The organism is Metallococcus carri (assembly GCF_011440275.1).
Lineage (GTDB): Bacteria > Actinomycetota > Actinomycetes > Actinomycetales > Dermatophilaceae > Metallococcus > Metallococcus carri.
In genome coordinates, this window is the sequence record NZ_JAAOIV010000002.1 from 195,349 (window position 1) to 208,510 (window position 13,162).

Genomic DNA, 13,162 nt, shown 5'->3' on the forward strand with positions numbered 1-13,162 from the left:
CGAAGTCATGGGTCATGAGACAAAGAGCGTCCTGGTGGCGCTGGTCATCCCGGTCGTCGGCATCCTCGCCGGTGTGCTGCTGCTGTCCGGCAGCACCGCGTCCGTCCTCGGCTTCCCGGCCGTGCTGGTCTGGTTGTTCGCCTGGATGCCGATCACCGCGCTGCTCATGCACATCGCCTGGGTGCGCTGGGACCGCGAGGACATCGAGGCGCTGGACGCGCAGTGGGCGGAGGTGGGCGGCCGATGATCATCGCCACCTTCGCGCTGGTCATCCTGCTCGCCTTGGGTGCGGGTCTGCTGTCGCGGCGCGGGAGCAAGGACGGCATCGGCGACTTCCTCGTCGGCGGCCGGTCGTTCGGCCCGCTGTTGCTGTTCATCCTCGGCGCGGGCGAGGTGTACAGCATCGGCACGCTGATCGGTTTCCCCGGCGGTGTGTATGCCGGTGGCGTGAGCTACGGCGTATGGTTCATCGGCTACATCCTGCTGGGCTATTGCATCGGCTATGTCTACGCGCCATACCTCTGGTACGCCGGCAAGATCTACGGCGCAATGACGCTGCCGGATGTCGCGCGCGGCCATTTCCGTTCTCGCACACTGGAACTCACGCTCGCCGTGACCTCCGTGCTCTTCCTCATCCCGTGGGGCGAACTGCAGCTGACCGGCTTGCAAGCGGCGATGGCGGGGCTCGGTGTGCCGATCGACGCCGAGGTGGCGGCGATCAGTGGTGCAGCCCTGGCTGCGCTGTTCTTGTTGCTGTCCGGGCTGCGCGCGCCGGCTTTCGTGTCCTACGTCAAGGATGTCGCGCTGCTGCTCGGCACCGTGCTGATCGGGCTCGCGGCGGTGAGCAAGGCCGGCGGCAGCAGCGCGATCTTCGAGGCCGCCCGGGCCCAGACCGGCACCTCACACACGACGATGACGACCTCGCAGCTGACCTTCGCGATGACGACCATCGTCTTCCAGGCTGTGGGTTTCTACGCCTTCCCGTTCCTCGGCCAGGCGGTCTTCGCCTCCCGGTCGGCCACCAACCTGAAGAAGGTCGCGCGGTTCAACCCGCTCTACATGCTGATGTATCCCTTCCTCGTGGTGGCGGCCTTTGCGGCGGTGACCATGCTGCCGACCAAACTGGAAGGCGCGGCCTCCAATAGCGCGCTCATGCAGTTGTCCGCACGCGTGCTGCCCGACTGGCTGACCGGACTCGTGGCGGGCGGCGCGGCCCTGTGCGCAATCGTCGTGCTGTGCGGCACCGCGCTGGGCCTTGGCTCGATCGTGTCCCGCAATATCGTCCCGGGCATCCCGGAAACCAGACAGCGCAGCGCGGTGCGGCTGGTCATCGTCATCTATATGGCGATCTCGCTGGTGCTCACCCTTGCGCTGCCGCAGGTGCTGCTGACGCTGATCAACACCGCCTACTACGGCACCACCCAGGGCGCGATCGTCTTCGTGGCGATGGTCTTCGGCTGGCGGGTGCGACCCGCGGTGCTCGCCATCGGCATGGTCATCGGCGACCTGCTCGTCGTCTGGTGGTATCTCGATAAGACCGGTCCGATCTCCGCCTTCTTCACCGAGCACGGCATCAACATCGGCGCCGCGGCCTTCGTGGTGAACGCCCTCGTGGTGGTGGTAGGGCGGTACGCCTGGCCGGCTGCCGATCCGGTGCCCGGCCTGCGTTCGCTGGTGCGCCGCGGCCCGTCCGCCCTCCGTTCGCTCACCCCCAAGGAGTCGGTATGACGTCCGCCGTCACCCAGCTGCTCGTCCCGGACCTGGTGCACACCGCCGATCCAGACCATCCGCACGCCGAGGCCGTCCTGGTGCGTGGCGGCACCATCGCGGCGGTGGGCTCGGTCGCGGACCTGACCGGACCCGGCATACGGGAGCAGCGGCTGCCCGGCCGCACGATCGTGCCCGGGCTGATCGAATCGCATGTGCACCCGATCTACACCGGGTTGACCAACGACTGGGCGGATTGCCGCAGCCCGCAGAATGCCGACATCGCCGACGTGCTGGACCGGCTCCGTGCGGCGGCCGAGGGCACGACAGGTTGGGTGCGCGGCTGGGGGTATGACGACACGCTGCTCGCCGAGGATCGGCATCCGACCCGGGCCGAGCTCGACACCGTCAGTCGTGAGCGGCCGGTGATTGTGCAGCACATCTCGGGGCATTTCGTGGTGGCGAACACCGCCGCCCTCGATGCTGCCGGCATCACCGAAACGACTGTGGCACAAGACGATCCGCGCTTTCCACGAGATGATGACGGGCGGTTGACCGGCCTCGGCTGGGAGATCGAGGGCGTCAGCGCCATCCTCGACGTCGTGCCTCAGGCGACCGATGCCGAGGTCGACGCTGCGCTGCTGCGAGCGCTGCGGCTGGCGCGTTCGCGCGGCATCACCACCCTCAACGACCTGGGGCTCGGGCTGTTCGCGGGGCCGGCCGAGCGGGCGGCATACGAACGACTCGTCGACCAGCTGCCGGTCACCGTGGTGGCCTACCTGCGGGGCGACCTGGCGTTGGCGGCGATCGAGCGGGGCGAGGACCCCTTCGGCCCGATCGGTCAGCGGGCCCGGGTCGCCGGTGCGAAGTTCTGGACCGACGGGTCGATCCAGGGGTTGTCGGCGGCGCTGCAGATGCCCTACGCCTGCGCGCCGGACCACACCGGTGACCTGCTCATCCCTCAGGAGGAACTCGACCGGATCGCCGAGACGATCCACCGGGCAGGCGGCCAGATCGCGATGCACGCCAACGGCGATGCCGCGGTCCACGCCGCGACCCAGGCGCTGGTCGGCACGCGCGCGGTCGACGAGCGACCGGTGCGGCACCGGATCGAACACTGTCAGGTGACCAGCGACACCGACCTGCGGGCGATCCGCGACGCTGGCCTCGCGGTGAGCTTCTTCATCAACCACGTCTACTACTGGGGTGACCGGCACCGCGATCGCTTCCTCGGTCCGCAGCGGGCCGCGGCCATGGACGGGCTCGCCGCGGCCGATGCGCTCGGGATGCGCTTCGGGCTGCACTCGGACTGCCCGATCACCCCGATGGATCCGCTGCGCACGATGCGGACCGCTGCAACCCGGCGCACGTCCGGCGGCACGGTCCTCGGACCGGACGAGCGGATCTCACCCGAGCGCGCACTGCGGGCGATGACGACCGACAGCGCCTATCTCACCCACGACGAGACCCGGGTCGGGATGCTGCGGCCGGGGATGCGCGCCGACCTCGTCGTCTTGGACGCGCCCCTGGAGACGCTCGCCGACGAGTCCGCGCCGGTGCCGGGCGTGGAGCAGGTGATGGTCGCCGGCCGATTCGAGGACTGACATCCGCGTGCTGGGAGGCCACCCGCCCGCTCGCGCGGTGGGGTCAGGCGGGGGTCTGCTCGACCAGGACGTCGACGGGGTCGGCGTCCTGCGTCGGCCGGGTCTCGGGCAGCCAGAGGATCAGCACGATCGCCGCCGGGATCGCGATCAGCACGCCGTAGACCGCGGGTGACGCGGGCCAGCCGGTCGCGTTGACCAACCAGTCGCTGACCAAGGGTGCGGTGCCACCGAAGATCGCCAGCCCGATCTGGTTGGTCAGCCCGACGCCGGTGTAGCGGGCGTTGGCCGGCCATTGCTCGGGGATCGCGACGGCCCCCGCGGAGACGACTCCGGCGGTCGCGATCGCGAACAACGGCAACGCGATCCACAGTCCGACCGTGCCGGCGTAGTCGAGCAGCAGGTATGCCGGGATCAGCGCGACGGCGCCGAACACCGCGGCTGCGATCATCACCGGGCGACGGCCGAGCCGGTCGGTGAGATGGCCGACATACGGCGCGAGCACGGCGATGAGCGCGAACAGGGTGACCACCGCCCACAGGGTCGTGATCGGGTCCAGCCCGACGGTGACGGTGAGGTGGGTGGGCAGGTAGCCGGTCGCCATGTGACCGAGCACCGAGGTGAAGGCGAAGAACACCAGCACCACGATCAGGCGCCGGCGGTTGCGCAAAGCATCGCGGACGGGCTGGCGGGACAGCTCCCCGCTCTCGGCGAGCTGGGTGAAGGCCGGGGTTTCGTCGGCCCGCAACCGGATCCACAGCCCGGCCAGCGACAGCAGACCACCGGCGATGAATCCGTAGCGCCAGGCGTTCGGACCGGCGCCGAGGTAGTGCAGGAGCAGCAGGGTCAGCGTCGCGAGGCTGCCGCCGATCCAGGTCGACGAGGCGACGACACCGAGCCAGAAGCCACGGCGGCCCCGCAGGTGCTCCATCGCGAAGGTCAGCGCGCCGGCGAACTCACCCCCGGCGCTGAAGCCCTGGACCAGGCGGCACACCAGCAGCAGCACCGGAGCGGCGGCACCGATCGAGGCCCGCCCGGGCAGCAGACCAATGGCCACGGTGGCCGCGCCCATCAGCAGAATCGAGGCGGTGAGCGCGGGGCGCCGGCCGAACCGGTCGCCCACCCGGCCGAAGAAGATCGCGCCGACCGGTCGGGCCGCGAACGCGACGGCATACACGGCGAAGGTCGCGAGCAGTCCCTTGGAGGGGTTGTCACCGGGGAAGAAGGTCTTGGCGATGATCGTGGCGGACAGGCCGTAGAGGAGGAAGTCGAACCATTCGACGACATTGCCCGCGGACGCGCCGAGGATGGTGCGTCGTGCGCTGGTGGTGGTGGACATGGCCGGCTCCTTGCTCCATGGAAGGTTGCAGACAAGGGTGTGGTCGCCGCCCGGTCTCCGACGAGCGACCACTGTCAACTGTTCTCGCCCCGTGGCGCGACGACCGTCGCGGACGATCCCGTCCACGACACACGTCGCGGGTCGGCGACGTGCGTCGCGACACTGGCCCATCGCCGGTCCGGCGCCCCCCGGCCGAGCATGGGAGCTCCGACGACGAAAGGGACCTCCCCGTGGCCACCTGGTATGCGAACCTCACCCTGATCGACGGCACCGGCGCCGCACCCAAGGACGGGGTGAGCGTGCGGATCGACGACGACGGCACCATCGGCGCGATCGAGCACGGCGCGGTCGAAGCGGCCGACGGCGTGGACGTCGTCGACTGTGCCGGGACCTTCCTCACCCCGGGACTGATCGATGCGCACTCCCACCTCGGGCTGGCGAGCGAGATCGACGCGTCGATGCGCCTGGATGTGTCGGTCGCCGAGACCGCGCGGGACATCTTCGTGGCCTGTTCGGACGCCCTCGACGCCGGCTTCACGACGATTCGTGATGTCGGCGGCCTGGAGGGCGCGGTGCCCGACCTGATCTCCCGCGGCCGGTTGCGCGGACCGCGCGTGCTCACCTCTGGTCCGGTGCAGTGCCAGACCGGTGGCCACGGCCAGATGGGGCCGCTGTGGGAGCCGAGCGACCTGTTCGACAGCCACGAGATCCTCGGCCTGCGGACCACGGCGATGCTGGGTGACGGACCGGACGCCATCCGGCGCAATGTCCGGGAGACCTTCCGGCGCGGGGCCGACCTGATCAAGATGTGCGTCACCGGCGGCGTCATCACCGTCGGCACCGACCCGCGCGACACCCAGCTGACCATCCCGGAGATCCGCGCCGCGGTCGAGGAGGCCGAGGCCCGGCATACCTATGTCACCGTGCACGCCCACAACAACGCGGGCGTGCGCGCGGCCGTCGAGGCCGGGGTGAAATGCGTCGAGCACGGCAGCGAGATCGACGCAGAGGTCGCCGACCTGATGGCCGCGAACGACGTGGCGCTCGTGCCCACCCTCGCGCCGCGGGAGATCCTGCGAGAGCGCATGCGGCGGATCAAGGAGAACGCCGGGCACGGCTCCGACGCCTATCTGGCCCAGTTCGCCCTCGCGGAGTCGCTGGTCGCCGGCATGCAGGAGGTCATCCCGATCGCCCGCAAGGCGGGCGTGCTGATCGGCCTCGGCGCGGACATCACCGGACCCCGTCAAAAGGAGCGCGCGATGGAGCTCGTGCTGCGCGCCGCGGTCGAGGACCCGATGGCGGCTCTGGTGTCGGCCACCCGCGACAACGCGCGGATCTGCCGCCTGGACGACCGGATCGGCACGGTCGAGGTCGGCAAGATCGCCGACCTGTGCCTGTGGTCGCGTTCCCCGGTGGAGGACGTCAACGTCTTCACTGACACCGAGCAGCTCGCGCTGGTCCTGCAGGGCGGTATGCCGGTCGCGGGCACCCGGGTCGAGCAGGCCGGAGTCATCGGCCGGGTTCAGCCGGCATAACCGCGCAGCAGCCGCGCCGCCTTGAGCCCCAGGTGACAGGTCAGACGCGTGCGGCCGTCGGCCAGGTCGGCATCGACGATCTGCTCGATCCGCCGCAGCCGCTGATAGAGCGTGGCCCGGTGGATGTAGAGCGCCTCGGCGGCGGCGCGGGCGTCGCCGCCGAGGTCGAGGAAGGCCTCCAGGGTGGAGACCAGGGTGGACTGCTGCTCCTCGTCATAGCCGATCAGCCGGCGGATCGCCGGGCCGACGGCGGTCTCCAGCTCCTCCTCCGGCAACGCGGTCAGCAGGGTGTAGACGCCGAGGTCGTCGAACCGGCGCGGACCGTCCGAGGGTTCGACCGATGCGACCCGGCGGGCCCGCAACGCCTCGGCGTAGGACAGGTGTGCCTTGGCGAGCCCGGACACGGCGGTGCCGACACCGATGAGGGCGCGGGTCTCCTCGCTGGTCAGCCGGTCGAAGGCGACCCGGGCGGCGTCGTCGACCCCACGCGGGCGCTCGGGAGCGAGCAGCAGCACGCCGTGCGCCGACCCGGGCAGTGACATCACCTCCCGCGGGGGGAACTGGTCGCGCACGTCCTCGATCGCGAGCGACACCCGGATCCGGGCGTCGTCGTGGGTCAGCCCGGGTGCGACGACCGAGACGACGATCGCGGTCACCGGCGCCTCGCGGATCCAGCGGTGCTCCTGGATGCGCAGTGTCGCGTCCTGCCGGGTCGCGGCATCTCTGGAGAGCAGGTCGTGCATCGCCCGCCGTTCTTCTTGCCTGGTGGTGGCGCGCTCCTTGCGGAAGGCGATCAGCCCGAGCGCGAGTTCGTGGGCGTCCGCCCGCACGGTGTCGATGGCCGGCAGACCCTCGGTCGCCCCGGCCGGATCGGCGACCGTCCCGATGACATAGCCGCACAACAGGGCCTCGTGACACAGCGGCAGCGCGAACCGAGCGGCACCCGTCGAGGTATGGCCCAGCCAGCGCACCCGCCCGTCGTGGGTGTCGGCGTTGTCGAGCAAGGAGGTCAACGCCTGCGGAGCGGTGCGCCGCAGGATCGTTTCCGCGGCGAGCGGGTCGTCATACGGCGGATGGGGGCTGTGCACGATCAACTCCCCCACCGGCCCGACGACCAGCAGGGGTGACCCCAGCCGCGAGGCGAGGTGGTCGATCAACTGTTGCAGCGGCCGCACCCGCCGAGTCTAGGGATTCGGGATGACCCCGCGGGTGAGCACTTGCGGGTGTGCCCGGGAGCGCCGCCGATCACCGAAGATGACACCAGTGTTGTTCACTTCGTCGTCGAGTTCGGGAGTTGATGGTGCGGCGCTACGCCCTCGTCGTCGTCGGTAGCGGCCCGGCCGGTGTCGCTGCAGCAGCGGCCTACCGCAGGGCCGGGGGTGATGGACCCGTGTTGCTTGTCTCGGCCGACCCGGACCCGCCATACCAGCGACCACCGCTCACCAAGGCGACCCTGCGAGCGGACGCCGCGCCCACCCCGACGCCCCTCGACGAAGCCGACGACCTGGGCGACACCGAGGTCGAACTTGCTACTGCCGCAACGGGACTCGACCCGCAAGAGCGGACGATCCGGCTGGGTGACGAGGAGGTCGGCTTCGACCGGCTGGTCCTGGCGCCGGGCTCGGTGCCGGTGGAGCTGCCCGGTGTCGACCCCGATGCCGAGGTGCACTACCTGCGCCGGTTCGCCGACCTGCAGGCCCTCGATCGTGCGGTCCGCCGGTCGCGTGACGCGGTCGTCATCGGGTCGGGATTCATCGGCAGCGAAGCCGCCGCCTCGCTCACCCAGCGCGGGCTGTCGGTGACCATGGTCAGTGCCGAGGACGCACCGCAACGCGGGCGGCTTGGCGAGCGCGCCGCGCAGTTGCTCACCGACCTGCTCACCGGGTATGGCGTGGAGCTGCGCTCCGGGGTGAAGGTGCAGTCCATCGAGGCGCCGCGCACCATCCACCTCGATGACGGCCACACCCTGCATCCCGACCTGATCCTGATCGCCGCGGGTGTTCGCCCGGCCACCGACTTCATCACCGAAGCCGGCCTGCCCCTGCACGAGGGCCGGATCGTGGTCGATGATCACCTGCAGACGCCGGTCGAGGGGATCTTCGCCGCCGGTGACGCCGCGCGCGGACAGCACGCGATCGCCGGCCGGCCGATCAACGTCGAGCACTGGGGCGACGCGCTCGCGATGGGCGAGGTCGCCGGTCGCGGTGCCGCCCAGGCGGATGCGACCTGGCGCGAGGTGCCCGGATTCTGGAGCGAGATCGGCGAGCACCAGATCCAATATGCCGCCTGGGGTGATGGTTACGATCGCACCGAAGTGAGCGAGGGACCGGGCGCCCTCACGATCCGGTACTTCCAGGATGACGAGCTGGTCGGAGTCTTCGCCTACAACGCCGAGCAGGACTACCAGGCCGGCCGGGAGCAACTCGCCGCCGAAGAGCCGGACGAGGAGGAGAACTGATGCGGCACGCGATCCTCGACCCCAAACAGGAAGCCATCGTCCTGGCCGGCGCGGACACCGAGGACCTGGACCGGCTGCGCCAGGACGCGCAGGCGGCGGTCGGCGATCTGCCCGCGGCCTTCGAACTCGCGCGCGCCCTCGGCGACCGGTTGCCGCTGCCCGGCGAGGGCCGCACGGCATACCTCTGGTCGGCGCTGGCGACGCTGGGCTCGGTCGACCTGACCGTCGCCCGCGCCATCGAACCCCACCTGGACGCCATCGCGATCACCCAGCAGGCCCGGGCTGCGCAGCTGCTGGACGAGGACCTGCCCAGCGGCACCTATGGTGTTTTCGCCGCCGAGGGGCCGGGCGTCCGGCTGGAGTTCGAGGACGGCCGCCTGTCCGGCACCAAGCCGTGGTGCTCGCTCGCCTCGGTCCTCGACGCTGCCCTGGTCACTGCCTGGCAGGGCGACGAGCGCCGGCTGTATGCCGTGAGTCTGCGGGCCGACGGTGTCCGTGCCGAGTCCGGTGGTTGGGCCTCCCGGGGACTGGTGGAGGTGCCCAGCCTCGCGGTCCACTTCGACGGCGTGCCCGCGGTGCCGGTCGGTCCGGCCGGGTGGTACCTCGACCGGCCCGGCTTCGCCTGGGGTGGCATCGGCGTGGCTGCGATCTGGTTCGGTGCCGCGGTGGCGGTCGGCCGGCGCCTCGTTCCGCGTGCCGGCGGGCGCAAGCCCGACCAGATCGCGCTCATGCACGCCGGCGAGGCGGAGCTCGAACTCGCCTGTGCGGCAAGCGTTTTGAGCGAGACGGCGCGAGTGGTGGACGACGGCGACAGCACTGCTGACGACGCCCGGCGACTCGCTCTCACTGCCCGGGGTGCAGTTGCGCGCGCCGTCGAGTCGGTGCTCACCCGGACCGGGCGTGGCACCGGTCCAGCGCCGCTCACCGCCGACGAGGAGCACGCTCGCCGGGTCGCCGATCTCACCGTCTACGTCCGCCAGGACCACGCCGAACGTGATGCGGCTGCGCTCGGCGGTCTGCTGGCGCCATGACGGCATTCACCCACGACGGTCCTGGCACCGCCGAGGAGGTGTGGCAACGCGCCTTCCTTGAGCGGCAGGTGACGCGCACGTCATACGGCGACCTGCTGGCGGGGCACGACCGGCTGATCCTCGTCGCCGCGCACCCAGACGACGAGACGCTCGGTGCGGCCGGGCTGCTCTCGGCTGCGGGTGACGCGGGGCTGGCGACGAGCGTGCTGCTGCTCACCGACGGCGAGGGCTCGCACCCGCAGTCACCCACGGTCACTCCGGACGAACTCGCCCGGGTCCGGCGACGCGAGGGCGCGGCCGCCGTCGACCTGCTGCACCCGCGGGCCCAGGTGCACCATCTCGGGCTGCCGGACACCGCCGTCGCTGACCACTGGCTCGAAGCCGCCACCACCATCGTGGATCTCGTCGATGGGCGCGGACCGCGCACGCTGCTCGTCGCGCCCTGGCGCTGCGACGGACACAGCGACCACGAGGCCGCCGGGCGCGCCGCGGCCGCCGCGGCATACCGCACCGACGCGCGACTGCTGGAGTATCCGATCTGGTGGTGGCATTGGGCCGAGCCGGACCAGACGCCCTGGCAGGACCTGCTCGCCGTCGACCTGCCCAGCCAGGCCTTGCAGCGCAAACGCGCAGCAATCTCGTTGCACCGCAGCCAGATCGAGCCGCTGTCCGATCAGCCGGGTGATGAGGTGCTGCTCTCCCCCGAGTTGTTGTCGCACGCGCTGCGGGGCGACGAATGGTTCGTCGTGCAGCCCCCGGCGGACACGGCCCTGGACGATCTGCACGGCGAGATCGCCGACCCGTGGCAGGTCGAGGACAGCTGGTACGAACGTCGCAAGCGGGCCGTCACGCTGGCCGCCCTGACCCGTGACCACTTCGCTCGCGGGCTCGAGCTCGGCTGCTCGATCGGCCGGCTGACGGCTGATCTCGCGGATCGCACCGACCGTCTGCTCGCGGTCGACGCCAGTGCGCACGCGGTCAGCGCCGCGACGCGTCGGCTGTCCGGCGACGACAGCGTCTCGGTGCAACAGCGAGTGCTGCCGGGCCAATGGCCGGACGGCGAATTCGATCTGGTCGTCATCTCCGAAGTCGGCTATTTTCTGTCGCCCAACGCCTTGCATCAGGTGCGCGACCGGGTGAACGCCAGCCTGGCCGCCGACGGCGAACTCGTGTTGTGCCACTGGCGGCATCCGGTGCGCGGCTGGCCGCTCGACGGCGACGCGGTGCACCGGAGCTTCGTCGACTCCGACGAGTGGAAAGTTGTTGTCTCCCATCACGAATCCGACTTCCGGCTCGATGTCCTCACCCGCGCGGACGGGCCGCGATGAGCACCCTGCGTCGGGCCGCGGTCGTGATCCCGGCCCACAACGAAGAGGCGCTGCTCGCCCGGTGCCTCACCTCGGTGTGCGCTGCCGTCGACCTCGTGCACCGCATCCGGCCCGACCTGCGGACGCAGGTGGTGCTCGTCCTGGATCGGTGCACGGACGGGTCCGCGGCGATCGCGCGCACCTTCCCGGCCGTCCACACCCTCGGCCTTGACGCCGGCTGCGTCGGCCGGGCGCGGGCCGCGGGTGTCGATGCCGCGCTGGCCTCCATGCCCCGTCCTGAGCGCAGCTGGGTTGCGTGCACGGACGCCGACTCGCAGGTTCCTGCCTCGTGGCTGGTCCACCACGTCGGAGCGGCCGAGCGCGGCATCGACCTGCTCATCGGCGCAGTGCACCCCGATCCCGATGACCTGCAACCGGAAACGCTCGGCAAATGGCGCGCCCGCCACCGCCTTGGCGGCCCCCACGATCACGTCTTCGGCGCCAACCTGGGGGTGCGCGCCAGCACGTATGCCGAGATCGGTGGCTTTCCGGGGATCTCGGTCGGTGAGGATGTCGCGCTCGTTGCGGCGGCTCGCGAGCATCACGCACGCGTCGCTCACACGGCGCGCGCCTCGGTGCTGACCTCCGGCCGGCACGCAGGTCGGGCACCGGACGGCTTCGCCGCCTACCTGCGCGAGCTCGACCGATCCGGCTAATTCGCCTCCGGCACAACGTGATCCGGCCACTGCAGCGGCGCACGGTGCCGGACTGCTTGGGCGACGGCGGTCGCTAGCTGGGCGGCCGGGACGGTGCACCGCTCCCCGCTGGCGGGATCGTTGACCTGGACCATGTCCCGCTCGACCTCGGCGTCACCGACCACGACGATCAGCGCATCGCGCCGGCGCCGAGAGTCGCGAATGCGGGCACCGAGCGATTCTTCGTTCACCACCTGCACGCGAATCCCGTTGCGGCGCAACGCATCAGCGACCACATCGGCATACGGCTGGTGTGCCGGAGCGATCGGCAACAGGCAGACCTGCACGGGCGCCAGCCACAGCGGCAGGCGGCCGTCATACTGCTCGAGCAGGAAGGCCACCATCCGCTCCATCGACCCGATCGTGCCGCGATGGATCATCATCACTCGATGCGGCCGACCGTCCTCACCCTGGTAGCTCAGGTCGAAGGCCTCCGGCTGGTGGAAGTCGAGCTGCACGGTCGCGAGCGATTCCTCATGCCCCCGGGCATCGAGCACCTGCACGTCGAGTTTGGGTCCGTAGAAGGCCGCCTCGCCCTCCGCCTCCACCAGCGGTATGCCGAGCCGGTCCAGTCCCGCCTGCGCGGCCGCTTCGCGGAGGGCATGCTCGGCGGCGGCCCACTGCTCGGGCGCGCCGAGATAAGCCGGTGAGTCATCGCGGCGGGACAGGCGGATGTGGTCGATCCGCAGGCGGAGCACCCTCACGGCGTGCAGAATCGCGGCGACGCCGGCGGTCACCTCCTGCGCGACCTGGTCCGGCCGGCAGAAGACGTGGGTGTCGTCGAGGCTGATCTGACGCACCCGGGTCAGCCCGGAGAGCACGCCCGAGCGCTCCGCACGGAACATCGGTGCGAGCTCGTGCAGACGGACCGGCAGGTCGCGATAGCTGTGTTGCTGCGCCGCGTAGATGCGGGCGTGGTGCGGGCAGTTCGCCGGCCGCAGCACGAGGTCGTCGCCGAGGTCCATCGGCGGGAACATGTCGTCGGTGAATTTCGCCCAGTGGCCGGAGCGTTCGAAGAGTGCGCGCTTGGCGAGAACGGGCGAATAGACCTCGGCACAATCCCCGGCGGCGGCGATGTCGCGACCGAGCTGCTCGAGCTCGCGCCGCACGATCGCGCCAGCGGGAAGCCAGAGCGGCAGACCCGCACCGACCAGCTCGTCGGAGGCGAAGATGCCCATGTCGCGGGCGATCTCTCGGTAGTCGTTCATCTTGAGTTCCTTTGTGAGAGAGCGGAACTCGCGACTTCAGTGGCTGACAGTGCCCGGAGCCGTGAGCTCCGGGGACGAGTGAGTCAGCTGGTGAATGGCAGCAGGACCGGACGCCGGAGCGAGTCCGGCGTGGTCGTGCGCTGATGCTGCCTCATGGGCGAGGAGGCTAGCAGGGAGTAGCGTGCGTCCACCACGAATTCTGTCCAGGGAGGGACCCACCG

The 13,162-nt window shown here is 70.7% G+C and carries 10 protein-coding genes and 1 pseudogene; 8 read left to right on the forward strand and 3 right to left on the reverse strand.

Annotated features, from left to right (window positions below; all coding sequences use genetic code 11):
* Positions 1 to 7: 7 nt before the first annotated feature.
* From G9U51_RS03485 to G9U51_RS03495, 3 genes are read left to right on the forward strand one after another with little or no spacing between them, the layout of a single operon-like run.
* The gene (locus G9U51_RS03485; protein WP_166193212.1) at positions 8 to 247 is read left to right on the forward strand and encodes a DUF3311 domain-containing protein; all 240 of its coding nucleotides are present in this window, start codon (positions 8 to 10) and stop codon (positions 245 to 247) included.
* A complete protein-coding gene (locus G9U51_RS03490; protein WP_166193215.1) occupies positions 244 to 1,728 on the forward strand; it encodes a sodium:solute symporter family protein in 1,485 nt (494 codons plus the stop codon). The genes G9U51_RS03485 and G9U51_RS03490 overlap by 4 nt, the downstream gene beginning before the upstream one ends.
* The gene (locus tag G9U51_RS03495) at positions 1,725 to 3,311 is read left to right on the forward strand and encodes an amidohydrolase (RefSeq protein WP_166193218.1); all 1,587 of its coding nucleotides are present in this window, start codon (positions 1,725 to 1,727) and stop codon (positions 3,309 to 3,311) included. The genes G9U51_RS03490 and G9U51_RS03495 overlap by 4 nt, the downstream gene beginning before the upstream one ends.
* Before the next feature lie 43 nt (positions 3,312 to 3,354).
* Here the strand turns inward: G9U51_RS03495 and G9U51_RS03500 are convergent, their stop codons facing one another.
* Positions 3,355 to 4,647 (reverse strand): MFS transporter, encoded by a 1,293-nt coding sequence (locus G9U51_RS03500; protein WP_166193221.1) that lies wholly within the window; start codon positions 4,645 to 4,647, stop codon positions 3,355 to 3,357.
* A 230-nt stretch (positions 4,648 to 4,877) separates the two neighbouring features.
* On the opposite strand from G9U51_RS03500, the gene G9U51_RS03505 reads away from it, so the two are divergent.
* Entirely contained in the window at positions 4,878 to 6,182 is a 1,305-nt protein-coding gene (locus G9U51_RS03505) for a metal-dependent hydrolase family protein (protein WP_207947987.1), read from the forward strand.
* Here the strand turns inward: G9U51_RS03505 and G9U51_RS03510 are convergent.
* A complete protein-coding gene (locus tag G9U51_RS03510; protein WP_166193229.1) occupies positions 6,170 to 7,357 on the reverse strand; it encodes a PucR family transcriptional regulator in 1,188 nt (395 codons plus the stop codon). The genes G9U51_RS03505 and G9U51_RS03510 overlap by 13 nt on opposite strands.
* Positions 7,358 to 7,479: 122 nt before the next feature.
* Here G9U51_RS03510 and G9U51_RS03515 point away from each other — a divergent pair, with 122 nt between their 5' ends.
* The 4 genes from G9U51_RS03515 to G9U51_RS03530 are packed head-to-tail and all read left to right on the forward strand — an operon-like array spanning position 7,480 to position 11,694.
* On the forward strand, positions 7,480 to 8,640 hold the full coding sequence (locus tag G9U51_RS03515) for an NAD(P)/FAD-dependent oxidoreductase (protein WP_166193232.1): 1,161 nt from the start codon (positions 7,480 to 7,482) through the stop codon (positions 8,638 to 8,640).
* The gene (locus tag G9U51_RS03520; RefSeq protein WP_166193235.1) at positions 8,640 to 9,671 is read left to right on the forward strand and encodes an acyl-CoA dehydrogenase; all 1,032 of its coding nucleotides are present in this window, start codon (positions 8,640 to 8,642) and stop codon (positions 9,669 to 9,671) included. The genes G9U51_RS03515 and G9U51_RS03520 overlap by 1 nt, the downstream gene beginning before the upstream one ends.
* On the forward strand, positions 9,668 to 10,999 hold the full coding sequence (locus G9U51_RS03525) for a bifunctional PIG-L family deacetylase/class I SAM-dependent methyltransferase (protein WP_166193238.1): 1,332 nt from the start codon (positions 9,668 to 9,670) through the stop codon (positions 10,997 to 10,999). Before G9U51_RS03520 ends, G9U51_RS03525 begins: the two co-directional genes overlap by 4 nt.
* Positions 10,996 to 11,694 (forward strand): glycosyltransferase, encoded by a 699-nt coding sequence (locus G9U51_RS03530; RefSeq protein ID WP_166193241.1) that lies wholly within the window; start codon positions 10,996 to 10,998, stop codon positions 11,692 to 11,694. Before G9U51_RS03525 ends, G9U51_RS03530 begins: the two co-directional genes overlap by 4 nt.
* Here G9U51_RS03530 and thrS read toward each other — a convergent pair.
* Positions 11,691 to 12,956: pseudogene (gene thrS, locus G9U51_RS03535) on the reverse strand (threonine--tRNA ligase); the annotation flags it as partial. The gene G9U51_RS03530 and the pseudogene thrS sit on opposite strands and share 4 nt — an antisense overlap.
* Positions 12,957 to 13,162 lie beyond the last annotated feature (206 nt).

Excerpts from the sequence above, each read along its gene's own strand:
- G9U51_RS03495 (WP_166193218.1), top strand. The coding sequence starts at position 1,725 with ATGACGTCCGCCGTCACCCAGCTGCTCGTCCCGGACCTGGTGCACACC.
- G9U51_RS03500 (WP_166193221.1), bottom strand. The coding sequence starts at position 4,647 with ATGTCCACCACCACCAGCGCACGACGCACCATCCTCGGCGCGTCCGCG.
- G9U51_RS03525 (WP_166193238.1), top strand. The coding sequence starts at position 9,668 with ATGACGGCATTCACCCACGACGGTCCTGGCACCGCCGAGGAGGTGTGG.
- G9U51_RS03520 (WP_166193235.1), top strand. The coding sequence starts at position 8,640 with ATGCGGCACGCGATCCTCGACCCCAAACAGGAAGCCATCGTCCTGGCC.
- G9U51_RS03490 (WP_166193215.1), top strand. The coding sequence starts at position 244 with ATGATCATCGCCACCTTCGCGCTGGTCATCCTGCTCGCCTTGGGTGCG.
- G9U51_RS03530 (WP_166193241.1), top strand. The coding sequence starts at position 10,996 with ATGAGCACCCTGCGTCGGGCCGCGGTCGTGATCCCGGCCCACAACGAA.
- G9U51_RS03485 (WP_166193212.1), top strand. The coding sequence starts at position 8 with ATGGGTCATGAGACAAAGAGCGTCCTGGTGGCGCTGGTCATCCCGGTC.
- G9U51_RS03515 (WP_166193232.1), top strand. The coding sequence starts at position 7,480 with ATGGTGCGGCGCTACGCCCTCGTCGTCGTCGGTAGCGGCCCGGCCGGT.